Here is a 21504-nt window from a genome sequence, read left to right on the forward strand (position 1 = left end):
CTCGTGAGTTGTGCTGTGTCGGTTACGTCGTCGCGTTGGCGAACGCGTCGAGATTGCCGGTCGCCTCGATGTACTCGGTCACCCAGCGTTCGATGACCGCCGAGGTCTTCTCGACCTTCTTGAACTGCCCGACGACCTGGCCGACGGGGTTGAACGCGACGTCGATGCTCTCGTCGGGATGCTTGTGCGTTGCGGCGACCGCCATACCGGAGACCATGTACTGCAACGGCATTCCCAGCGGATCGGGGTTCTCGGGGTTTTCCCACGCCTCGGTCCAGTCGTTTTTCAGCATGCGGCACGGCTTGCCGGTGAACGAGCGGCTGCGCACCGTGTCACGGCTCGACGCGTCGATGTAGGTCTGCTGCTGAACGGGGGTGTTCTCCGCCTCCTCGACCATCAGCCACTGCGAGCCACTCCACGCACCCTGCGCGCCGAGCGCCAGTGCAGCCGCGATCTGCTCACCGCTACCGATGCCGCCGGCGGCCAGAACCGGCACGGGGGCAACCTCTTTGACGACCTGGGGCCACAGCACGATCGAGCCGACCTCACCGCAGTGGCCGCCACCCTCGCCGCCCTGGGCAATGATGATGTCGACACCGGCGTCGGCATGCTTGCGCGCCTGCTTCGGCGATCCGCACAGCGCCGCGACCTTGCGTCCCGCGGCCTGGATCTTCTCGATCATGTCCTTCGGCGGCGTGCCGAGCGCGTTGGCGATCAGCGTGACCTTCGGATGCTGCAGCGCGATCTCGACCTGCGGCGTCGCGGTCGCCTCGGTCCAGCCGAGCAGCTGCAGCGAGTTGTCGTCGCCGTCGGCGAGCGGCACGCCGTGGTCGAGGAGCAGCTTGCGGCCGAACTCCAGGGTCTCGTTCGGCACCATCGACTGCAGCAGCTTGGTCAGCTCCTCGCCCGACATGTTCGAGTCCATGCCCTCGTACTTGTTCGGGATGACGATGTCGACGCCGTACGGGTGATCGCCGATGTGTTCGTCGATCCAGTTCAGCTCGATCTCGAGCTGCTCCGGCGTGAAGCCCACCGCGCCGAGCACTCCGTAGCCGCCCGCCTTGCTGACCGCGACCACGACGTCACGACAGTGGGTGAACGCGAAGATCGGGAACTCGATACCGAGTTCATCGCAGATCGGGGTGTGCATACAGACTCCTCGCCAGTGTCAGAATTAGAACGTGTTCTACTCTGGATACCAGGCTGCGCGTCGTCGGACAAGCGTTCCGCGGAACACTCGCCCCGGGACGCAGGGCCAGCAACCGGCGAACCTCAACCCGACTCCCAGACGTCGATCGAGGTCTGGGAGTCGAGATTGAGGTCGACCGGATGACACGACTCCGACGAGAACTGTCGGACCCCTGCCCTATTCTGCAGTTGTCAGGTGATCCTCCCGGTTCTGGTGAGGCACCTCCCGCCCCGACTCGGGGCACACTCACCGAGCACGACACCCCCGCGGACAACCGCGGCGGCCGACGCTGCTCGAGAAAGGGGTTATCATGTCCGACACCGACTTCGACACAGCCGTCGAGAACTCCTGGCAGGTCTTCCAGACCCGCCTCGCCACCCGCCTCTCGATGATGGAACGCGACGACACTTCGTTCATCACGCCGATGCGCGCGCTCTACGACGACGGCTGGTTCGCCCTTCGAATCAGCCATGCGCGCGGGCTGCGGTGCACCGTCGCGTCGTCGTGTGCCGGCGACGCGGAGTTCCTCACCCACCTCGGCTGGCGGCGGCTCCGCGACGGCCGTTTCATCTGCCACGAGACGCCCGGTCGCAGCGGAGCCATCGCCGACCTGGTCGTGCGCACGGTCCGCGAGCTGTGGTCGGTGCCCGACCCGTCGTTCCTCGCCGAACTCGGGTGCCCTCGCCCGGACTGGGCTCCGGTCCTCTCGACAGGCGAACTCGGTCCGACGGGGCTTCTGAACCTGGTCCGGGAGGAGTTGGAGACCTACGCGGGCGGAAGCCTGCCGATCCGGTCCGACGCCACGATCCTTCTGCCGACCACCCAGGTCGAGTCGTCGATCGGCATCAGTCACGACGAGCCGCGAATCGACATCGTCGGGCAGGTAGCCGACAACGCCCACCGCCGGTTCGACGGCGCGGCGCTCACCGACCTCGCCGAGAAGCGCCCAGACATCGAGCTGATCCGCCACGGCAACGATCTCTACGCCGTCCGTTCGATCGATGCCCGCACCTTTTTCCGGGGCGACCTGTTCCAAGCCGTCTACGAGTGGTTCGATTTCATCGACCACGATCTGCCCGCCGCACTCCCGCCGGTTCGCAAACCCGGCCCGGTGGCGCCGCGGTCTCGCGGACCGAAGCTCGTCAACCGCGTGCCGTCGCTGCAACTACGCTCCGAGATCGCCGACTGGCCGGTAACGTCCCACCCACCCACGGAAGGCAAGAGATGACCAAAAGCACTGCAGCAAAAGGCAAGAAGCACAAGAAGGTCGACAAGAAGAAGGCCGGCAAGAAGAAGATTCTCTACGTCGACATGGACAACACGCTTGTCGATTTCAAGTCCGGAATTCGTAAGCTGAGCGATGCCGAGCGCAGCAACTTCGAGGGGAGCCTCGACAACGTTCCGGGCATTTTCTCACTGATGGACCCGATGCCCGGCGCGATCGAGGCCTATCGCACGCTTGCAAAGCATTTCGACACGTACATCTTGTCGACTGCCCCGTGGGACAACCCCATGGCCTGGACCGAGAAGCTGTTGTGGGTGAAAATGCATTTCGGCCGAGACGAGGAATCGCCGGCATTCAAACGGGTCATCCTCTCGCACCACAAAAACCTGAATCGCGGAGATTTCATCATTGACGACCGAACAAAACGGGGCGTCAAGAAGTTCAAAGGCACCCACATCCACTTCGGCCAGCCCGGGTTCGAGACATGGGACGAAGTCGTCGCCTACATGCTCAAGCGCGCGTAACCGACTGTCTCGCGCGTATCGACCCGAGCCGAGAATTTTCATGGATCTGTTCGCCGGAATCCCCGTCACCGATCTGCCCCGGTCCGCGGCGTGGTTCGACAAACTGCTCGGCGAGGTCGAGACCTTCGACCCCAACGACACCGAACGGGTCTGGACGCTGGCCGACCACGCCCACGTCTACGTGGTCGTAGAACCGAACGATGCGGGCCACGGCCACGTGACACTGTTCGTCGAGAACCTGGACGAGTTCCTCCGAGCCGCAGCCGAACGGGGCGTCGAACCGGAATCTGCCGAGACCTACGACAACTGCGTCCGCAAGACGGTGATTCACGATCCGGACGGCAACGAGGTCGGCGTCGGTGGCGGTCCCGCTGCTGCCAAGCCTTCTTGACCTACTTCTGATCCCGGCGCGCGTACGGAGTCCTCGCGGTCTCGGTGTCGCCGTAGATGATCGCCCGTTCGCGGCGTGAGTCGGTCAACAGCGTTGCACCCCAGGTCATCACGGTGCCCAGCCGGTTGCGGATCCCGGCCAGGAAGGCGATGTGGATGACGCCCCAGGCGACCCAGCCCGGGAACCCCGACATCTGAAACCGACCGGACTGCACGATGGCCCGACGCCGCGCGATGTAGGCGGCGGTGCCGAGGTCGCGGTACTTGAACGGCGACCGTTCCTGCTGTCCTTCTACACTTTCGGCGATCACGCGGCCGACGTGGTGTCCACCCTGCATGGCGACCTCGGCGACTCCGGCGAGGTCCTTGTACGCCATCATGTCGCCGGCGACGAACACCTCGGGATGTCCGGGGACCGAGAGGTCCGCCTCCACCGGGATCCGGCCCACCCGGTCCTGTTCGACGCCGAGTGCCGCCGCCAGGGTGTTGGCGAACGGGACGGCCTCGACGCCGGTGGTCCACAACGTCGTTCGCGCCGGATACCGATCTTTGTGTTTGTCGGCCTTGCGGGTGGTCTCCACGTAGTCGTCGCCGACATCGGTCACGTGCACGCCGAGGTGCGTCTCCACGCCGAGGGCGTCGAGGGTTCGCTGGGCACTGGCCGACAGTCGGACGTTGAACGACGGCAACACCCGATCCCCACCGTGCAACAGCAGGACCCGCGCCTGGGCGGGGTCGATGGCGTCGTATTCGCGTTCCAGCGCTCGGGTGGCGAGTTCGCGGATCTGACCGGCGAGTTCCACTCCCGTCGGCCCGCCGCCGGCGACCGCGAACGTCAGCCAGGAGCGCTGTTCCTCGGGGTCGGTGATCGTCTCCGCCATCTCGAAGGCGGCCATGATCTTGCGGCGGATCGTCAGCGCGTCGTCGAGGGTCTTCATTCCCGGTGCATATTTCGCGAACTGGTCGTTGCCCCGGTACGCGGTCCGCATCCCGGTCCCCACCACGAGATAGTCGTAGGGCAGTCGGAATGACGACCGATCGAGACGGTCGACGACGACCTCGCGCGTCTCGACGTCGATGTCGGCGGCCTCCCCGAGGACGACGTCGAGATTGCGCTGGCGCCGGGTCAGGTGCCTGATCGGACTCGAGATCGCACCTTCGGACAGCAACCCGGTGGCGCATTGGTAGAGCAGCGGCTGGAAGACGTGGCTGGTGCTGCGATCGACCAGCGTCACGTCGACCGCGGCGTTCCGCAACCGCCGAACGCAATGCATGCCCGCGAATCCTGCTCCGATGACGACGACTCTGGGTCTCGAGGGGGCCATTCCGCCGATTGTTCCAGACGAATACGGAGCCATGGGATTGGTTTGGGCTTCACGTCGCCGGGTATCCGCGCCGTGTGGAAGCCAGGGTCTCTCTCTCGGTCAACGGTGTGGCACACGACGTCGTGGTCGACACCCGCACCACCCTCCTCGACGGTCTGCGCGATCGCCTTGGCATCTTCTCGCCCGAGAAGGGTTGCGACCACGGCCAGTGCGGCTCGTGCACGGTCCTCGTCGACGGCCGGCGCGTCATCAGTTGCCTCTCGTTCGCCGTCAGCTACGAGGGCTCCGAGATCGTCACTGCGGAAGGACTCGCCGAACCCGGCGACCTCCATCCCCTCCAGCAGGCGTTCATCGACCAGGACGCCTTCCAATGCGGATACTGCACACCGGGCCAGGTGTGCTCGGCGGTCGGCATGCTCGACGAGGCGAAGAACGGGCACCCCAGTCACGCCACCGATGACCTCGACCCCGACGCGGCGGACGAGGCTCTCGGCGACGACGAGATCCGGGAACGGATGAGCGGCAATCTGTGTCGCTGCGCGGCCTACCCCAACATCGTCGCGGCGATCCGGCAGGCGGCGGAACGATGATCCCCTTCGCCTACGAACGCGCCGACGACGTGGCCGGAGCCGTCGACTTCCTCCGCGACCATCCCGGCGCGAAACTGCTCGCCGGCGGCACCAACCTCGTCGACCACATGAAGCTCGGCATCGCCAACCCGCCTGCCCTCGTGGACATCTCGCGCCTACCCCTGGACCAGATCAGCGAGAACCCCGACGGCTCCCTGCGTCTCGGCGCGACCGCGCGCAACTCCGACACCGCCGCCCATCCCCTGGTTCGACGCCGCTATCCGGTCCTCGCGCGCGCCCTGCTCTCGGGCGCGTCACCACAGCTGCGCAACCTGGCGACCAACGCCGGGAATCTGCTGCAGCGGACACGCTGCGTGTACTTCTAGGACGTCACGACGCCGTGCAACAAACGCTCACCCGGTAGCGGATGCTCGGCGATCGGCGGCTACACGCGGTATCACGCCATCCTCGGAGCTCCGGACGCCGACGACCCCGACACGTGCGTGGCCACCCACCCGTCGGACATGGCCGTCGCGCTCACCGCGCTGGACGCACGGATTGTCGTGCAGGGCCCGGACGGCGAACGCGATCTCGACGTGCGCGCGCTGCACCGCCACCCGGGCGAACATCCCGACCGCGACACGGTTCTCGACCCACACGAGGTGATCGTCGCGATCGACCTCCCCGTACCGCCGCCCGGATCGGTGTCGACGTACCGCAAGGTCCGCGACCGGGCGTCGTATGCCTTCGCCCTGGTCTCGGTCGGCGCCGAGATCACCATGGGCGGGGACACGACCGACGGGGGCACGATCGGCGAGGCGCGGATTGCCCTGGGCGGCGTCGCGCACAAGCCGTGGCGCGCCGATCGCGCCGAAGCCGTGCTCCGCGGTCGGCCACCATCGCGCGAACTGTTCACCGAGGCCGCCGACGCCGAACTCGCCGATGCCCGCCCCCTGGACGGAAACGAGTTCAAGCTCCCCCTCGTCCGACGCACCCTGACCGCCGTTCTCGAGGAGCTGACCGCCCGATGACCGCCGTCGGATCGTCGCCCGCCCCCATCGGACACGCCCGGATCGACGGCGTCGAAAAGGTCCGCGGCACAGCCCCGTACGCCTACGAACACCTCACCGACGCGACGTACCTGTGGCCGATCACCGCGACCGTTGCCCGTGGCCGGGTGACCTCGATGGACACCGCCGTGGCCGAGTCGACCGAGGGTGTCGTCACGGTCCTCACCATCGACAACGCGCCCCGTCTGGCCGACACCTCCGACGGCGATCTCACCATCCTGCAGTCACCGGAGGTCGCCTACCGCGGTCAACTCATCGGCGCTGTGGTCGCCGAATCTCCCGAAATCGCCCGGGAGGCAGCAGCTTCGGTGACCGTGTCCTACGACGAGGCACCCCATGACACCGAGTTCCGCGCCGACCATCCCAATCGGTACCGGCCGGAGAAGGTGAACGGCGGCTTCGAACCCACCTCCGAGAGCGGCGAACCCGACCGGATCCTCGACGACCCTCCGTCCGGTTCGGTGGTGGTCGACGAGTGGTACTCCACGCCGGAAGAGCACAACAACCCGATGGAACCACACACGGTGGTCGCGACGTGGGCGCCCGACGAGAAGCTCCTCACCCTGTACGACTCGACGCAGTCGACGCAGGGCGTGGTCTCCGCGTTGGCGCCCGTCCTTGGACTCGAACCCGCACAGATGCGGGTGATCGCGCCGTATGTCGGGGGCGGGTTCGGGTCCAAGGGTTCCCCTCATTCGCACGACGTGCTGGCCGCCATGGCCGCGATGCGGGTGCCCGGCCGGGCCGTGAAGTTCGCGGTGACGCGCCAGCACATGTTCGCCTACGTCGGCCATCGTGCGCCGACGCGTGCCCGGCTGCGCATCGCCGCGGACGGCGACGGCAACATCACCGCATTGATCCACGAGGCACACGCGCACTCCGCTCATGCGAAGGAGTTCGCCGAGCAGGCGGCCGTCTCGTCGCGGATGATGTACACCGCCCCCAACCGGCGCACCGACCACCACGTCGTCCCCCTCGACGTCCCCCCGCCGTTCTGGTTCCGCGCCCCCGGCGAAGCGCCCGGGATGTTCGCGGGTGAGGTCGCGATCGACGAACTCGCCCACGCCGTCGGACTCGACCCGATCGAACAGCGCGTCCGCAACGAACCCGCCGACGACCCGGAGAGCGGGAAACCGTGGTCGTCGCGGCAGCTCGTCCGATGTCTCCGCGAGGGCGCCGAACGGTTCGGCTGGGACCGTCGCCGCGCCGAGCCCGGCACGACCCGCGACGGACGACAGCTCATCGGCTACGGCGTCGCGGCGTCGACGTATCCGCACATGGTGAACCCGGGCAACGAGGCCTCCATCTCCTATCGGGACGGCCGGTACGCGGTGCGGATCGCGGCCACCGACATCGGCACGGGAGCGTGGACGGCACTGACGCTCATCGCCGCCGACGCGCTCGGGATCGAGCCGGAACAAGTCGACCTGCAGATCGGTGACAGCGCCCTGCCGAGCGGCTCTGTCGCGGGCGGGTCGTCGGGCACATCGTCGTGGGGATCGGCGATCGTCACCGCGGCACAACGATTTCGCACCCGGTTCGGCGACGCTCCGGCCGACGGCGCCGAGGTCAGCGCCAAGACCGACGAGAACCCCGATCTGAAGAAATTCCGGATCGCCTCGTTCGGTGCCCACTTCGTCGAGGTCCGCGTCGACGTCGACACCGGCGAGATCCGCATCCCCCGCATGCTCGGGGTGTTCTCGATCGGGCGCGCCATCAATCCGCGCACGGTGCGGTCCCAGCTCATCGGGGGGATGACGTTCGGCATCTCGATGGCACTGCTCGAGGAGAGCGTCCGCGATCCGCGCTTCGGGCACGTCGTCACCCAGGATCTCGCCGAATACCACGTGCCCGTGCACGCCGACATCGCCGACGTCGACGCCGTCTGGCTCGACGATCCCGACGAACACGCGACGCCGATGGGATCGCGCGGCGCCGGCGAGATCGGCATCGTCGGCAGTGCGGCGGCCGTCGTCAACGCGGTGTACAACGCAACCGGCGTGCGCGTCCGGGACCTGCCCGTGCACCTCGACGACCTGCTCGAGGGTTTACCGGACCAGTGAGTCAGCCGACTCCGGGATAGGTCGACCAGCCCGGTACCGCGGGCGACACCGGCCACGGCTCGTCGGCCTGGGCGGGAAGCCAGTGCGGCATCCCCACCTGTCGCGTTGCCGCGCAAGCCTTCTGGTCGGCGGTCGGGGTGGGATACAGGGCGGAGAAGTCGTACCGCGAGGTGTACCAGGCGCCGAACACGTCTGTCTCCGGCGTGCGCTGACCACCCTGTGGAGCCGCCGGCGGCCGGTCGCCGATGCGCCGGATGTCGATCTCGACGGGGCGGGACGTGTCGTACCCGACCGCCCACGTCCCATCGCTCTCCACCGAACGATATCCCTGACGGCACAGCACGATTCGCGTCCAGTCGACGTCGTCTACGCGTCGTAGCCCGGTGTAGAACGCGGTGCCGACCTGGCGCCGGGCCGCGGAGACCTCGGACGGGTAGGCGGTCACCATCTGATCGATGTTCGACGGCGAGGCCTCGGCGAACCCCGGGTATCCCCACTCGACCGACGCCCCGGCGTTGGCGATCTCGAACGACTCGACGTAAGCGCGGACAAAGGTCCCCTCATCGGACTGCGGGTCCAGCACCGGTGTGGACGACCAGCGGAAAGTGGTGTCGAAGCCGGGCGGAAGGTGGGCATCCTGGGCGGCGGGCCGCTCGGACGCGGCCTGGTCCGGCGATCCCGCGCACGCGGCCAGTCCGAGGCCCGCGGCCAGCGCGGCGACCAGCGCGACGATTCGACGGCGGTGTCCTCGCGCCACGTGATCACCTTCTTCGCCGGTGATGGTCTTCGACGGGCCCGGTTTTGCGTCGGCTCTGGCTGTACCGACGCGGGCTCTTCTCTGCACCCTATGCACGGACGATCAGCAGAAGCCGGATCCCCGTGCACCGGAACGGCGACGAGAAGGTCTCGAAATGGGCACGCCGGAGGCGGCGGCTCATTCCCTGGTGTCGATGTCCCGGCCCGTGGCCAGGTCGCCACATTCGACGCAGGTCACCTCATGATCTCGCAGATACCGCTGCGCACCGACATCCCCGTGGATGACCTCGACTGCCGGACCGAGATGATCGGCGCCGATGTACACCGGATGCCCCCGCCGGCCGTCGAAGACCGCACGGACCAGATCCCCGCGCCGCCCTCCGGACGCGTCGACGATGCGACGCACCACCTCGGGTCCGACATCGGGCGTGTCGACCACGGTGAGCACCACGCCACCCACCCCGGGCCGGCGAGAAGCCCAGCCGAGCGCCGCCGATACCGACGCGCCGAGGCCGTCAGCCCAGTCGTCGACAACGAGCGCGGTGACGCCGACGGGTGGCGCGACGATTGCGGCCCCCATCGCGACCGCGACGTCCGCGCAACCACCGGCGCGCAACGCGTTCGTCGACGCCTTCAGCCAGACGCCGTCGTGGGCAAGGATCTTGGGCATCCCGTACCGGCTACCCGCACCGGCGGCGAGCACCACACCGAGAACCTCACCGATCTCGCTGTCCTCACCTGACGCAGTCACTGTTCCATCTTCCACAATTCCCGGGGCCGCTGGTGACCGCCGGTCCGGACGCCGACCTCCTAGGCTGTACGCGTGCGCCCAGACGAAGACCTCGACCCCGGCGACCGAGGACAGCTCGACCGCTTCAACGTGCTGCCCGCCGACGCATGTGTCGAGCGGCTCCTCGCCTGCTGCAGCTCGCCCACCTGGGCACGACGCGTCGCAGAGGAGCGGCCGTTCGCCGATCCACAAGAACTGCTGGATCGCGCCGACGAACTCCTGGTCGAGCTGACCGAGACCGATATCGACCAGGCCCTCGCCGGGCATCCCCGGATCGGGGACCGCCCGGACAATGCCTCGTCCGCCCGCGAACAGTCCGGGGTGTCCGGCGCAGACGCGGCAGTCATCGAGGAACTGAAGAAGTACAACGCGTCGTACGAGGACAAGTTCGGCCACGTCTACCTGGTCTTCGCCAACGGACGGCCGGCCGATGTGCTGCTCGGAATCCTCAAGGAACGCATGGACAACGATCCCGCGGCCGAACGCCGCGTGCTGCGGGGAGAGCTGGCGAAGATCAACCGGAGCCGTCTGATCCGTATGCTGATGACACCAGACACCGACGAGGGAGCCTCCGCATGACCGGTCTGTCCACCCATGTCCTCGACGCGACGTCGGGCTCCCCCGCCGTCGGCGTGGAGGTGTTGCTGCAGGACGCATCGGGCACCGAATTGGTTTCGGGTACCACAGATTCGGACGGACGCATCGGCAAGGTCAACACCGAGGCCCTTGTCCCCGGCATCTACCACCTGGTCTTCGACACCGGGAACTGGTTCGCCGACAACGGCATCAAGGCGTTCTACCCGGAGATCGACATCTGCTTCGAGGTCGATGACGCCGACCGCCACTATCACGTCCCGGTACTGCTGAGCCCGTTCGCGTATTCGACATACCGCGGTAGCTGAACACGGATGACCGTCCCCGACGTCGCCGCGCTCCTCGAGACCGCCGACCGCGTGATGGTCGGCATCACCGGCCCGCCGGGAGCAGGAAAGACAACGCTGGCCCGGACCCTCGTCCATGAGTTCTCCACCACGCTGTGCGCCGACGCGGTCGGGTACGTCCCGATGGACGGCTTCCACCTGTCGAACGCGGTACTCGAGCGACTCGGCCGCCGCGACCGCAAGGGCGCGCACGACACCTTCGACGCCGCGGGATTCGTTGCCACACTCGCACGCATCGCCCACGGCGGCGAAACCGTGTACGTCCCCGACTTCGACCACACCACCGGCGAACCGATCGCAGCGTCGCTCATCGTGCCCGCCACCGCGCGGCTCGTGGTCGTCGAGGGCAACTACCTCGGCCTCGACCAACCCGGGTGGCGCCACGTACGCCCCCTCCTCGACCGCCTGGTCTACGTCGACGCCGACGCGGAGGTCCGCCGCGAGCGGCTCCGGAAACGGCACATCGCCGCCGGTAAAACCGACGCCGAGGCGCGCGCCTGGATCGAGGCCGTCGACGAACCCAATGCGGAACTCATCGCCACGACCCGCGCGCGGGCGGACACGATCGTCGACTGACGCTCACGAATTCCGTTCCTGCGTAACCGTTTCCTTACCGCTCGCTTCTGCCTCTCGCGCTGGTGGGACATCACGAGCGAGAAGGAAATGGTGCCGCGTCAGCAAATCCGCCGACTGTTCGCCATACGAAATATCTTGCAAATCATGACGATTCGCACCGTTGGTGCACACGAAAAGTGACAGAGATCGAACGTATGTTCCCGTAAAGTGGAGTCATGGCACCGCTGGACCAGATTCTCCACCAACTCATCGAGGTCACCCCACCCGCCGACGACCCGACCGGGGCAAAGACTTTCGCCCAACTCGAGATGATTCGACTGATCCGCAACGCGGCGGACCATCTACTCACTTCGCACACAGCCAATCTCGACGATCTCACAGTGGCGGAGCGACATGGTTCCACCACCGGGAGACTGTTGATCGAGATGGGTTTCCCGCCCGCCGTCGCCACACGCGCTGCCCGTATCGCCGAGAACATCGGCAACCTGGACAAGGTCGAGGCCTGCGCCGCAGACGGGTGCCTCTCAGGTGAAGTCGTCGACGCCATCGTGCGCGGACTCAGCACAATCCAGAAACGCTCACCCACAGCACTTTCCGACCACGATCGAACGATCTACGAAACCGAACTCCTCACCCAGGCTCTGTCCGGTGCCACACCCGCCGAGATGCAGAAGCACGCTCGGACGATCGGCAATGCCATCGCCGACGACGATGACGGCATCCCCGCGTCCGACGACAAGTCTCTGGACACGTTGTCGCACCACACCACCGACGACAGCCGCGTCGAGATTCATGCCAACGTGACACAGGCCGTGGGCGAGAAGTTCATCGCCATGATCGACGAACGTGCTACACCACGCCCCGAACCCGACGGCGCCGACGACCGCCGCTCCGTCGATCAACGACGCGTCGACGCCCTCGAAATACTCCTCGACCAAGCCGCCCACGGCGCATCCCTGGACAGCATCGGCGCTCCACGTACCCAAACCCTCTTGACCATCCCCGCCGACGGTGGTGACCCCGCCTACCTACCTTGGACCGGGTCGGTCACCCAGGCCACCGCGCAGAAACTCTCCTGCGACGGCACCATCACCGCGATCATCATCGACGGCGAAACCGTGCCCCTGGAGATGGGTCGTGAACGACGCCTGTTCCCGGCACACATCCGCAAAGCCATCATCATCCGGGACAGATGTTGCATCAGTTGCGGTGCGCCGCACTCACATACCCAGGTTCATCACATCGTGCACTGGAGCGATGACGGTGAGACCGAGCTCGACAACGGCTGCCTGCTGTGCCAGCGCTGCCACACCCAGGTCCACCACAACGGGTGGGACATAATGATCGGCTTCGACCGCCACCCCTGGCTCATCCCGCCCGCCGACATCGACCCGCAACGGCGGCCACTACCTGCCTACAACCGACGCACCATGCGACTCGACGACGCCGCCTGACACACCACCAGCCGCGAAACCGCCTCGTTCTTTGACAACTCCACAGTGTGAAAGCGCTGCCGCTCACGAGTTCCGTTCCCGCTCACCCGAATCGGGTGAGCGGGAACGGAGCCGTTGAGCGAAACCCGGATGGGGTGCAGGTCAGCTGATCTCGATGAGCAGATCACCCGGCGACACCTGGGTGACCGGGCCGATCGCGACGCGCGTGACCTTGCCGCCGACGGGTGCGGTGATGGCGGCCTCCATCTTCATCGCCTCGATGGTGCCGATGGTCGCGCCGACGGCGACCTCGTCACCCACGTCGACCGACAGGGACACGACACCGGCGAACGGCGCCCCGACGTGCTTCGGGTTGGCACGGTCGGCCTTCTCTGCGCTGGCGACCGCGGAGTCGATGCTGTGGTCGCGGACCGCGATCGGACGGAGCTGACCGTTGAGCACGCACATCACGGTGCGCATGCCCTTCTCGTCGGGCTCGCTGATGGCCTCGAGACCGATCATCAGCTCAACCCCGGGCTCGAGGTTGACCCGATGCTCCTCGCCATAGCGCAGACCGTAGAAGAACTGGTTCGCCGACAACCGCGAGGTGTCGCCGTAGGTCTCGTAGTGCTCCTCGAACTCCTTGGCGGGGCCGGGGAACAGCAGGTGATTGAGACGCACCTGGCGATCGCGGCCCGGCTTGTCCAGGAGCGCCTCGTCATCGGCGGTCAGCTGCTTGACCTCCGGTGCCGGCGCCCGACCCTCGAGCGCGAGGCTGCGCAGCGGCTCCGGCCAGCCACCGGGCGGGTCGCCGAGTTCGCCACGCAGGAACCCGATCACCGAATCGGGAATATCGTAGGAGCCCGGGTCGGCGGCGAAGTCCGACGCGGTGATCCCGCGACCCACCAGCGCCAGCGCCAGGTCACCGACGACCTTCGACGACGGTGTCACCTTGACCAGACGACCCAGCATCGAGTCGGCGGCGGCGTAGGCCTGCTCGACGGCCTCGAAGCGGTTGCCCAATCCCAGCGAGATGGCCTGCTGACGCAGGTTCGACAGCTGACCGCCGGGGATCTCGTGCGAGTACACCCGACCGGTCGGGGCCGGGAGCCCGGACTCGAACGGCGCGTACACCTTTCGCAGCGCCTCCCAGTACGGCTCGAGGTCGCAGACGCGGGCCAGGTCGATGCCGCTGTCGCGGTCGGTGTTCGCGGTCGCCGCGACGATCGCCGACAGCGGCGGCTGACTGGTCGTACCGGCCAGCGCGGCACTCGCACCGTCCACCGCGTCCGCACCGGCCTGCCAGGCAGCCATGTAGGTGGCCAGCTGACCACCCGGGGTGTCATGGGTGTGAACATGGATCGGCAGGTCGAAATTCTTGCGCAGCGCCGAGACCAGCTTGGTCGCCGCCGGCGCACGCAACAGACCGGCCATGTCCTTGATGGCCAGCACGTGAGCGCCCGCGGAGACGATCTGCTCGGCCAGACGCAGATAGTAGTCGAGGGTGTACAGATCCTCCGACGGCGACGACAGGTCACCGGTGTAGCTCATCGCCACCTCGGCCACCGCGGACCCCGTCTCACGGACCGCGTCGATCGCCGGACGCATCGCGTCGATGTTGTTGAGCGCGTCGAAGATCCGGAAGATGTCGATACCGACGTCGGTGGCCTCCTCGACGAAGGCCGTGGTGACCTTGGTCGGGTACGGCGTGTACCCGACGGTGTTGGCGCCGCGCAGCAGCATCTGCAGACAGATGTTCGGCATCGCCTCGCGCAACTGCGCCAGGCGATCCCACGGATCCTCCTTCAGGAAGCGCAGCGCCACATCGTAGGTCGCGCCGCCCCAGCACTCCACCGACAGCAGTTCCGGCGTCAGCGCCGCGACGTAGGGCGCGACGTTGACCAGACCGGTGGTGCGCACGCGGGTCGCGAGCAGCGACTGGTGTGCGTCACGGAAGGTGGTGTCGGTGATGCCCAGACGCGGGTTCTCCCGCAGATCGCGGGCGAATCCTTCCGGTCCGAGCTGCAGAAGACGCTGCCGCGAACCGTCTTTCGGCGACGCGAGCACGGCGCGCTCGACGGTGGGCAGCTTGTCCCGCGGGTACACCGTGGTCGGCCGCTCACCGTGCGGCTTGTTGACCGTCACGTCGGCCAGGTACGACAGGATCTTGGTACCGCGGTCGGCCGACACGCGCTGGGTCAGCAGACCCGGGCGCTCGTCGATGAACGAGGTGGTGACCCGACCGGCACGGAAGTCCGGATCGTCGAGCACGGCCTGCAGGAACGGGATGTTGGTCGCCACACCGCGGATGCGGAACTCGGCGACCGCGCGCCGGGCACGACGCACCGCGGTCGGGAAATCCCGTCCGCGACAGGTCAGTTTGACCAGCATCGAGTCGAAGTGACCGCTCACCTCGGCACCGAGGTTGGCGCCGCCGTCGAGGCGGACACCCGCGCCGCCCGGGCTGCGGTAGGCGGTGATCCGACCCACGTCGGGGCGGAAGCCGTTCGACGGGTCCTCGGTGGTGATGCGGCACTGCAGCGCGGCACCGCGGATACGGATGGACTCCTGCGACAGACCGAGATCGTCGAGGGACTCCCCCGCCGCGATGCGCAGCTGCGAGCTCACCAGGTCGACGTCGGTGATCTCCTCGGTGACGGTGTGCTCGACCTGGATGCGCGGGTTCATCTCGATGAACACGTGGCGTCCCTGCTCGTCGAGGAGGAACTCGACGGTGCCCGCGCAGGTGTAACCGATGTGGCGGGCGAAGGCCACCGCGTCGGCACAGATCTTCTCCCGCAGCTCGTCCGAGAGGTTGGGGGCCGGCGCGAGCTCGATGACCTTCTGGTGACGACGCTGCAGGCTGCAGTCGCGCTCGTACAGGTGGATGACGTTGCCGTGGGTGTCGGCGAGGATCTGTACCTCGATGTGGCGCGGGTTGACCACGGCCTGCTCGAGGAACACCGTCGCGTCGCCGAACGCCGACTCCGCCTCACGCGATGCGGCGGCGATCGACTCGGCGAGGTCGGCACGGTCGTCGACGCGACGCATACCGCGTCCGCCACCGCCGGCGACGGCCTTCACGAACACCGGGAAGTGCATGTCCTCGGCGGCGGCGAGCAGTTCGTCGAGATCCGACGACGGCTCCGAACTCGCCAGCACGGGAATTCCCGCGGCCTTGGCCGCGGCCACCGCGGTGGCCTTGTTGCCGGTCATCTCCAGGATGTCCGCGCTTGGCCCGACGAAGGTGATCCCGGCCTCGGCACAGGCGGCGGCGAGGCCCTGGTTCTCCGACAGGAAACCGTAGCCGGGGTAGATCGCGTCGGCGCCGCAACGCACCGCTGCGGACACCACTTCCTCGACCGACAGGTATGCGCGCACGGGGTGGCCCGGCAGACCGATCTGATACGACTCGTCGGCCTTCAGGCGATGCACCGAGTTGCGATCCTCGTACGGGTACACCGCGACCGTGCGCGCCCCCAACTCGTAGGCGGCGCGGAACGCACGGATCGCGATCTCACCTCGGTTGGCAACCAGAACCTTGTCGAACATCGGGTGTTCCCTTTTCTCCCGCAGCGGCATTTTCGTCGAATTGTCGCCGGCCCGTTCACTTGGCGGACCAATGAAGTACATCACGTGATCCTACTCACGCCGCAACCCACCCCGAGCACCCCCCACGACCTCCCCGAATCGAACCGAAACAGGCTGCCGGACAAGGTAACCGGAACAGATTGCGCGGGCGTTGTGAAACACTCTCACCGCAGGTGGGCAAGGTGAGAGATCACCAGCGCGAAATACGGTCGAATACCGACCGATCGCTCTGTCGAAATTCGCTCGCACCGGAATCCGGATTGCGAATTAATCGGTCCGATTTCCGCAATCCGAGCCGAGCTGCCCGTCCGGCGCGGCAGTGACCCACGCCGCAGGCTTTGGCCCGGCGGGCCCGCCACAACTAGCGTCGACCCCGGATTCGTCATGACAGACCGGGAGGTCAACACCGTGGGCTTCACACGCTTCGTCGCGCTCGGGGATTCGTTCACCGAGGGCGTCGGTGACACGGACCCGACCCGGCCCAACGGTCTGCGCGGCTGGGCCGATCGGGTCGCCGAACAGCTCGCCGCACAGAACGCGGACTTCGCCTACGCGAATCTCGCGATCCGCGGCCGCCTGCTCGACGCCGTGATCGCCGAGCAGCTCGACAAGGCGGTCGCGATGAACCCCGACCTCGTCACCCTCTACGCCGGCGGCAACGACATCATGCGCCCGTCGATCGACCTCGACGCGCTGCTCGACCGCTACGACGCCGCACTCGGCAAACTGGTCGCCACCGGCGCCACGGTCGTGGTCTTCACCGCCTACGACACCGGCTGGGCACCGGTGTTCCGCAAGCTGCGCGGCCGCATCGCCATCTACAACGAATTGCTCCGTGAGGTCGCCGAACGGCACGGCGTCGTCGTCTTCGATTACTGGCGACTCAAGGGTTACGACGATTTCCGCATGTGGGACACCGACCGCCTGCACATGTCTCCTCTGGGCCACACCCGCATGGCCGCCGAGGTCCTCGATCTGCTCGGTGTGGAGCACGACATCACCCCCGTCGAACTCGAGGCCGCCGCCGAGCTGACCCGTCGCGAACAGCGTCGACAGAACGCCGAGTGGGCGCGCACCTTCCTCGGGCCGTGGATCATGCGGAGGGTGCGCGGCATCTCCTCCGGTGACGGCGTGACGCCCCGCTGGCCCGAATTGGTGTCCGGCGCGGATCTGCTCGCCCGCTGAAACCGCTACGCCCCGAAGGTCCCGGGAAGGGACGCAAACGTTCTCTCCCGAGGACGCCGGGATACTCTGGCCGTTCGGAGGTGTGAACCACACATGAGTACGACGGGCCGGATGAACGAGTGACGAGCAGGACCGAGACGAACGGATCGCAGGGCGAGGAGAAGCCGCACCCCGACACCTCCGCGGTGGCGGCCGACGAGCACACCCATCCCCGTGCGGCGGTCGCGGTGCTCTGCCTGGCCGGCATCGTCGTCGCCCTGATGCAGACGATCATCGTCCCGCTCATCCCCCAGCTGCCGACCCTGCTGAAGGCCGACGCGTCCAACACCACCTGGGCCATCACCATCACCCTGCTGGTGGGGGCCGTCGCCACCCCGATCGGCGGCCGGATCGGCGACATGTACGGCAAACGGCTCGCCATCCTGGGCAGCCTCGGGTTCGTCGCGCTCGGCTCCATCGCCTGTGCGCTCGCCACCTCGCTCCCGGTCTTCATCCTCGGCCGCGGACTCCAGGGCCTCGGGTTCGGCATCGTGGCCCTGGGGATCAGCGTCATGCGCGACATCGTCCCGGCGCGCTACCTCGGCTCGGCCGTCGGCACGATGAGCGCCTCCCTCGGCATCGGCGGCGCCCTCGGTCTGCCGTTCGCCGCGGCGATCGCCCAGCACGTCAGCTGGCACGCCCTGTTCTGGTCCTGTGCGGCGGCGTCGACCCTCGCGGCGGTGGGCGTCGCTCTCACCGTCCCGTCGACGACGCCCTCGTCGGGCGGGCGCTTCGACTTCCTCGGCGCGATCGGGCTGACCGGCGTATTGATCTGCCTCCTGCTGCCGCTGTCGAAGGGCGCGGTGTGGGGCTGGGGCGATCCGCTGACCCTCGGTTGCTTCGCCGGTTTCGTCGTACTGCTCGGCGTCTGGGGATTCGTCGAACTCCGGCGAGCCAACCCGCTGATCGATCTCCGAATCCTCGGCGAGCGCCCTCTACTCCTCACCAACCTGGCCTCGATCGCCACCGGCTTCGCCTTCTACGCGATGCAGCTCATCCCGATCCAGTTGCTCATGGCGCCGACCAACAGCCCCAACGGTTTCGGCTACGACATGGTCCACGCGAGCCTGATCCTCGCGCCGAGCGGTCTGGTGATGTTCGTGTTCTCGCACATCAGCGGGCGGATCAACGCCATCTTCGGCGCGCGGATCTCCCTCGCGCTCGGCGGCGTCATCATCGGCGTCGGCTACATCGTCTTCATCGTGGGCCTGACCGGCCCCTGGTCGCTCACCTGGATCCACATGCTGGTCATCGCCTGCTGCATCGGCGCCGGCCTGGGCATCGCCTACTCCGCGATGCCCGCACTCATCATGCAGTCGGTGAGCGTCGAGCAGACCGGCGAGTCGAACGGTGTCAACGCCCTGATGCGGATCATCGGCACCTCCACCGCATCCGCGGTCGTCGGCATGCTCCTGACGTGGTCGATGATCGCCGTCGCCGGCCCCGGTGGTTCGACGATCGCGGTTCCGGCGAGCGACGGCTACCTGTGGGCCGCCGGTATCGCGCTGGCCACCTGCGTGGTCGCCACGGTGGTCGCACTGGCCATCCCGGCGCGGCGCGGACTCACCGAAACCCAGGTGTGACACCGGACCTCGCCGATCGCGGCCACCCGTCTGCAACGACCGGCACATCGAGATGCGCGGGCCGTCCGATCCACGTAGCGTGACGCCGTGCCCTCAGCGACGCTCATCGAGAACGCCTCCGTCCTCACCGTCGACGCGCAGCGTCGGGAGCTGCCCCGCGCGTCGGTGCTCATCGAGGGTTCGACGATCGTCGCGGTGTCCACCGAGCCGATCGACGCCGGCGATGCCATCCGTGTCGACGGCCGCGGATGCGTCCTCACGCCGGGGCTGGTGAACACGCATCATCACCTCTACCAGTGGATCACGCGGGGGCTGGCGGCCGATCACACGCTGTTCCAGTGGCTCACCACGCTCTACCCGATCTGGGCCGGGATCGACGAAGAGGCCCTGCATGCCGCCGCCCTGGGCGGGCTGACCCAACTCGCGCTGTCGGGATGTACGACCACCACCGACCACCACTATGTGTTCCCGCCCGAGGGTGGCGATCTACTCGGGGCCGAGATCGCCGCCGCCGGCGAGATCGGGCTGCGTTTCCATCCCACCCGCGGATCGATGGACCTGTCGGAGAAGGACGGCGGACTGCCACCGGACACCGTGGTCCAGACGATCGACGAGATCCTGTCCGCCAGTGCCGATGCCGTTGCGCGGTGGCACGATCCGTCCCGCGACTCGATGCTGCGGATCGCGCTCGCGCCGTGTTCGCCTTTCTCCGTCACCACCGACCTACTTCGCGAATCAGCGATCCTCGCCCGCGAACTCGGCGTCCGCATGCACACGCACCTCGCCGAGTCCGTCGACGAGAACACCTACTGCGCAGAACATTTCGGTTCGACGCCGCTGGAGTACATGGAGTCGGTCGGGTGGGTCGGCCCGGACGTCTGGTTCGCGCACGGGGTGGAGTTCGACGACGCGGCGATCGCTCGCCTGGCCGCCACCTCGACCGGCGTCGCCCACTGCCCCACCTCGAATGCCCGTCTGGGCAACGGGATCTGTCGCACCCGGGATCTCGTCGACGCCGGGGTGCCGGTCGGACTCGGGGTCGACGGGGCGGCGTCGAACGAGTCCGCACGACTGCTCGAGGAGGCGCATCAGGCCGTCCTCATGGCCCGCGCGCGCGGCGGCCCGACTGCGCTGACCACCCGCACCGCTCTCGAACTCGCGACCCGCGGGGGTGCGCGGGTGCTGGGCCGGGAGGACGAGATCGGATCGATCGAACCCGGGAAGCTCGCCGACCTCGTACTGTGGGATCTGTCCACCGTCGCTCACTGCGACATCGACGATCCGGTGGCCGCCCTGGTCCTGGGAGCGATCCCACCGATCAAGGCGTCGTGGGTACAGGGCCGACAGGTGGTCGCCGACGGTGACGTGCTCACCATCGACACCGAACAGATGACCACCGCCGTAGCGACGCAGCACCGCCGCCTGCTCGACAAGGCACGCTGATGGATCTCACCGCCGTCACCCAGTACCGATTCGCGCGTTCTCGCGACGAGGTGTTCCCGGCACCCGGCGAACAACTGGTCGCCGGCGGCACATGGGTCTTCTCCGAACCCCAGCCGGCCACCACCGGTCTCGTCGACCTCAGCGAAATGGGTTGGCAATCGGTCGAAGACCTGCCCGACGGCGGCCTCCGCATCGGCGCCACCTGCACCATCGCCGAACTGGTCGCACTGCCACCGCGCCCGGGTTTCCGCGCCCATCCACTGTTCGCCCAGTGCGCGAACGCCCTTCTCGCGTCGTTCAAGATCTGGAACATGGCCACGGTCGGCGGCAACATCTGTCGGTCCTTCGCGGCGGCGTCGATGGTCTCCCTCGGCGTCGCGCTCGACGCGACGGCAGACATCTGGCATCCCGAGGGCGCCGATCGCGACATCCCGGTCGCCGATCTCGTGATCGGCAACGGCATCAACGTCCTCGGCCCGGGTGAGGTCCTGCGCGCGGTCGACTTCCCCGCGCACGCGCTCGCCGCCGTCACCGGGTTCCGCAAGATCGCTCTCGTCGATCTCGGCCGCTCCGGCTCGGTCGTGACCGGCCGCATCGATCCTGACGGCACCACGGTGTACGGGATCACGGCCGCCACCGAGTGGCCCACGGTACTGCGGTACCCCCATCCGCCGGCTGCGGACCGGTTGCGTCACGACATCGTCACCGCCCCCGGCTACTACACCGATCCGCTCGGGTCGGCAGACTGGCGTCGCGGGGTGTCGGCGGTTCTCGCCGAGGAGATCCGCGTCGAGCTCGACGAGACGGGATAG

Annotated in this window: 18 protein-coding genes and 1 pseudogene; 14 read left to right on the plus strand and 5 right to left on the minus strand. The window is 67.5% G+C overall.

Annotation, left to right across the window (positions count from 1 at the left end; genetic code table 11):
* Positions 1 to 22: 22 nt before the first annotated feature.
* Complete coding sequence (locus tag C5O27_RS18775; protein ID WP_127963370.1) at positions 23 to 1150, minus strand: nitronate monooxygenase; 1128 nt, start codon at positions 1148 to 1150, stop codon at positions 23 to 25.
* A 349-nt stretch (positions 1151 to 1499) separates the two neighbouring features.
* On the opposite strand from C5O27_RS18775, the gene C5O27_RS18780 reads away from it, so the two are divergent.
* The 3 genes from C5O27_RS18780 (at position 1500) to C5O27_RS18790 (ending at position 3329) form a co-directional block, all read left to right on the plus strand.
* Positions 1500 to 2417, plus strand: a complete 918-nt coding sequence (locus C5O27_RS18780; RefSeq protein ID WP_127963371.1) for a TY-Chap domain-containing protein — start codon at positions 1500 to 1502, stop codon at positions 2415 to 2417.
* An 83-nt stretch (positions 2418 to 2500) separates the two neighbouring features.
* Complete coding sequence (locus tag C5O27_RS18785; protein ID WP_127963881.1) at positions 2501 to 2938, plus strand: 5' nucleotidase, NT5C type; 438 nt, start codon at positions 2501 to 2503, stop codon at positions 2936 to 2938.
* A gap of 40 nt (positions 2939 to 2978) precedes the next feature.
* Positions 2979 to 3329 carry a VOC family protein gene (locus C5O27_RS18790; protein WP_208651394.1) on the plus strand — a complete coding sequence of 117 codons (351 nt, stop codon included), beginning with the start codon at positions 2979 to 2981 and terminating at the stop codon, positions 3327 to 3329.
* A 1-nt stretch (position 3330) separates the two neighbouring features.
* Here C5O27_RS18790 and C5O27_RS18795 read toward each other — a convergent pair whose 3' ends face one another.
* Positions 3331 to 4653 (minus strand): NAD(P)/FAD-dependent oxidoreductase, encoded by a 1323-nt coding sequence (locus C5O27_RS18795; RefSeq protein ID WP_127963372.1) that lies wholly within the window; start codon positions 4651 to 4653, stop codon positions 3331 to 3333.
* Positions 4654 to 4727: 74 nt separating this feature from the next.
* On the opposite strand from C5O27_RS18795, the gene C5O27_RS18800 reads away from it, so the two are divergent.
* The 3 genes and pseudogenes from C5O27_RS18800 (at position 4728) to C5O27_RS18810 (ending at position 8355) form a co-directional block, all read left to right on the plus strand.
* Positions 4728 to 5243, plus strand: coding sequence for a 2Fe-2S iron-sulfur cluster-binding protein (locus tag C5O27_RS18800; RefSeq protein WP_127963373.1), 516 nt, complete (start codon positions 4728 to 4730; stop codon positions 5241 to 5243).
* Positions 5240 to 6253: pseudogene (locus tag C5O27_RS18805) on the plus strand (FAD binding domain-containing protein). The gene C5O27_RS18800 and the pseudogene C5O27_RS18805 overlap by 4 nt, the downstream one beginning before the upstream one ends.
* Positions 6250 to 8355 carry a xanthine dehydrogenase family protein molybdopterin-binding subunit gene (locus tag C5O27_RS18810; protein ID WP_127963374.1) on the plus strand — a complete coding sequence of 702 codons (2106 nt, stop codon included), beginning with the start codon at positions 6250 to 6252 and terminating at the stop codon, positions 8353 to 8355. The pseudogene C5O27_RS18805 and the gene C5O27_RS18810 overlap by 4 nt, the downstream one beginning before the upstream one ends.
* A 1-nt stretch (position 8356) precedes the next feature.
* On the opposite strand, the gene C5O27_RS18815 is transcribed toward C5O27_RS18810, so the two are convergent.
* A complete protein-coding gene (locus tag C5O27_RS18815; protein ID WP_127963883.1) occupies positions 8357 to 9079 on the minus strand; it encodes a hypothetical protein in 723 nt (240 codons plus the stop codon).
* A 210-nt stretch (positions 9080 to 9289) separates the two neighbouring features.
* Positions 9290 to 9862 carry a nucleotidyltransferase family protein gene (locus C5O27_RS18820; protein WP_127963375.1) on the minus strand — a complete coding sequence of 191 codons (573 nt, stop codon included), beginning with the start codon at positions 9860 to 9862 and terminating at the stop codon, positions 9290 to 9292.
* 72 nt (positions 9863 to 9934) lie between these two features.
* Here C5O27_RS18820 and uraD point away from each other — a divergent pair, with 72 nt between their 5' ends.
* The 4 genes from uraD to C5O27_RS18840 all read left to right on the plus strand — a co-directional run bounded on the left by uraD (position 9935) and on the right by C5O27_RS18840 (position 12872).
* A complete protein-coding gene (gene uraD, locus C5O27_RS18825; protein WP_127963376.1) occupies positions 9935 to 10480 on the plus strand; it encodes a 2-oxo-4-hydroxy-4-carboxy-5-ureidoimidazoline decarboxylase in 546 nt (181 codons plus the stop codon).
* Positions 10477 to 10803 carry a hydroxyisourate hydrolase gene (uraH, locus tag C5O27_RS18830; RefSeq protein WP_127963377.1) on the plus strand — a complete coding sequence of 109 codons (327 nt, stop codon included), beginning with the start codon at positions 10477 to 10479 and terminating at the stop codon, positions 10801 to 10803. Before uraD ends, uraH begins: the two co-directional genes overlap by 4 nt.
* A 6-nt stretch (positions 10804 to 10809) precedes the next feature.
* On the plus strand, positions 10810 to 11418 hold the full coding sequence (locus C5O27_RS18835; RefSeq protein WP_127963378.1) for a nucleoside/nucleotide kinase family protein: 609 nt from the start codon (positions 10810 to 10812) through the stop codon (positions 11416 to 11418).
* A gap of 215 nt (positions 11419 to 11633) precedes the next feature.
* On the plus strand, positions 11634 to 12872 hold the full coding sequence (locus C5O27_RS18840) for an HNH endonuclease (protein WP_127963379.1): 1239 nt from the start codon (positions 11634 to 11636) through the stop codon (positions 12870 to 12872).
* A 141-nt stretch (positions 12873 to 13013) separates the two neighbouring features.
* Here the strand turns inward: C5O27_RS18840 and C5O27_RS18845 are convergent, their stop codons facing one another.
* Complete coding sequence (locus tag C5O27_RS18845) at positions 13014 to 16403, minus strand: pyruvate carboxylase (RefSeq protein WP_127963380.1); 3390 nt, start codon at positions 16401 to 16403, stop codon at positions 13014 to 13016.
* A gap of 423 nt (positions 16404 to 16826) precedes the next feature.
* Between C5O27_RS18845 and C5O27_RS18850 the strand changes: the two genes are divergently transcribed.
* From C5O27_RS18850 to C5O27_RS18865, 4 genes are all read left to right on the plus strand, one after another.
* The gene (locus C5O27_RS18850) at positions 16827 to 17627 is read left to right on the plus strand and encodes an SGNH/GDSL hydrolase family protein (protein WP_006359234.1); all 801 of its coding nucleotides are present in this window, start codon (positions 16827 to 16829) and stop codon (positions 17625 to 17627) included.
* A 119-nt stretch (positions 17628 to 17746) separates the two neighbouring features.
* Positions 17747 to 19249, plus strand: coding sequence for an MFS transporter (locus C5O27_RS18855; RefSeq protein WP_006359233.1), 1503 nt, complete (start codon positions 17747 to 17749; stop codon positions 19247 to 19249).
* Between the two features lie 87 nt (positions 19250 to 19336).
* Entirely contained in the window at positions 19337 to 20692 is a 1356-nt protein-coding gene (locus C5O27_RS18860) for an 8-oxoguanine deaminase (RefSeq protein ID WP_006359232.1), read from the plus strand.
* Positions 20692 to 21504 (plus strand): FAD binding domain-containing protein, encoded by an 813-nt coding sequence (locus C5O27_RS18865; RefSeq protein WP_006359231.1) that lies wholly within the window; start codon positions 20692 to 20694, stop codon positions 21502 to 21504. Before C5O27_RS18860 ends, C5O27_RS18865 begins: the two co-directional genes overlap by 1 nt.

This window comes from Gordonia alkanivorans (assembly GCF_004011905.1).
Taxonomy (GTDB): Bacteria; Actinomycetota; Actinomycetes; order Mycobacteriales; family Mycobacteriaceae; genus Gordonia; species Gordonia alkanivorans.

Excerpts from the sequence above, each read along its gene's own strand:
- C5O27_RS18775 (WP_127963370.1), bottom strand. The coding sequence starts at position 1,150 with ATGCACACCCCGATCTGCGATGAACTCGGTATCGAGTTCCCGATCTTC.
- C5O27_RS18780 (WP_127963371.1), top strand. The coding sequence starts at position 1,500 with ATGTCCGACACCGACTTCGACACAGCCGTCGAGAACTCCTGGCAGGTC.
- C5O27_RS18785 (WP_127963881.1), top strand. The coding sequence starts at position 2,501 with ATGGACAACACGCTTGTCGATTTCAAGTCCGGAATTCGTAAGCTGAGC.
- C5O27_RS18790 (WP_208651394.1), top strand. The coding sequence starts at position 2,979 with ATGGATCTGTTCGCCGGAATCCCCGTCACCGATCTGCCCCGGTCCGCG.
- C5O27_RS18795 (WP_127963372.1), bottom strand. The coding sequence starts at position 4,653 with ATGGCCCCCTCGAGACCCAGAGTCGTCGTCATCGGAGCAGGATTCGCG.
- C5O27_RS18810 (WP_127963374.1), top strand. The coding sequence starts at position 6,250 with ATGACCGCCGTCGGATCGTCGCCCGCCCCCATCGGACACGCCCGGATC.
- uraH (WP_127963377.1), top strand. The coding sequence starts at position 10,477 with ATGACCGGTCTGTCCACCCATGTCCTCGACGCGACGTCGGGCTCCCCC.
- C5O27_RS18835 (WP_127963378.1), top strand. The coding sequence starts at position 10,810 with ATGACCGTCCCCGACGTCGCCGCGCTCCTCGAGACCGCCGACCGCGTG.
- C5O27_RS18840 (WP_127963379.1), top strand. The coding sequence starts at position 11,634 with ATGGCACCGCTGGACCAGATTCTCCACCAACTCATCGAGGTCACCCCA.
- C5O27_RS18845 (WP_127963380.1), bottom strand. The coding sequence starts at position 16,403 with ATGTTCGACAAGGTTCTGGTTGCCAACCGAGGTGAGATCGCGATCCGT.
- C5O27_RS18850 (WP_006359234.1), top strand. The coding sequence starts at position 16,827 with ATGACAGACCGGGAGGTCAACACCGTGGGCTTCACACGCTTCGTCGCG.
- C5O27_RS18865 (WP_006359231.1), top strand. The coding sequence starts at position 20,692 with ATGGATCTCACCGCCGTCACCCAGTACCGATTCGCGCGTTCTCGCGAC.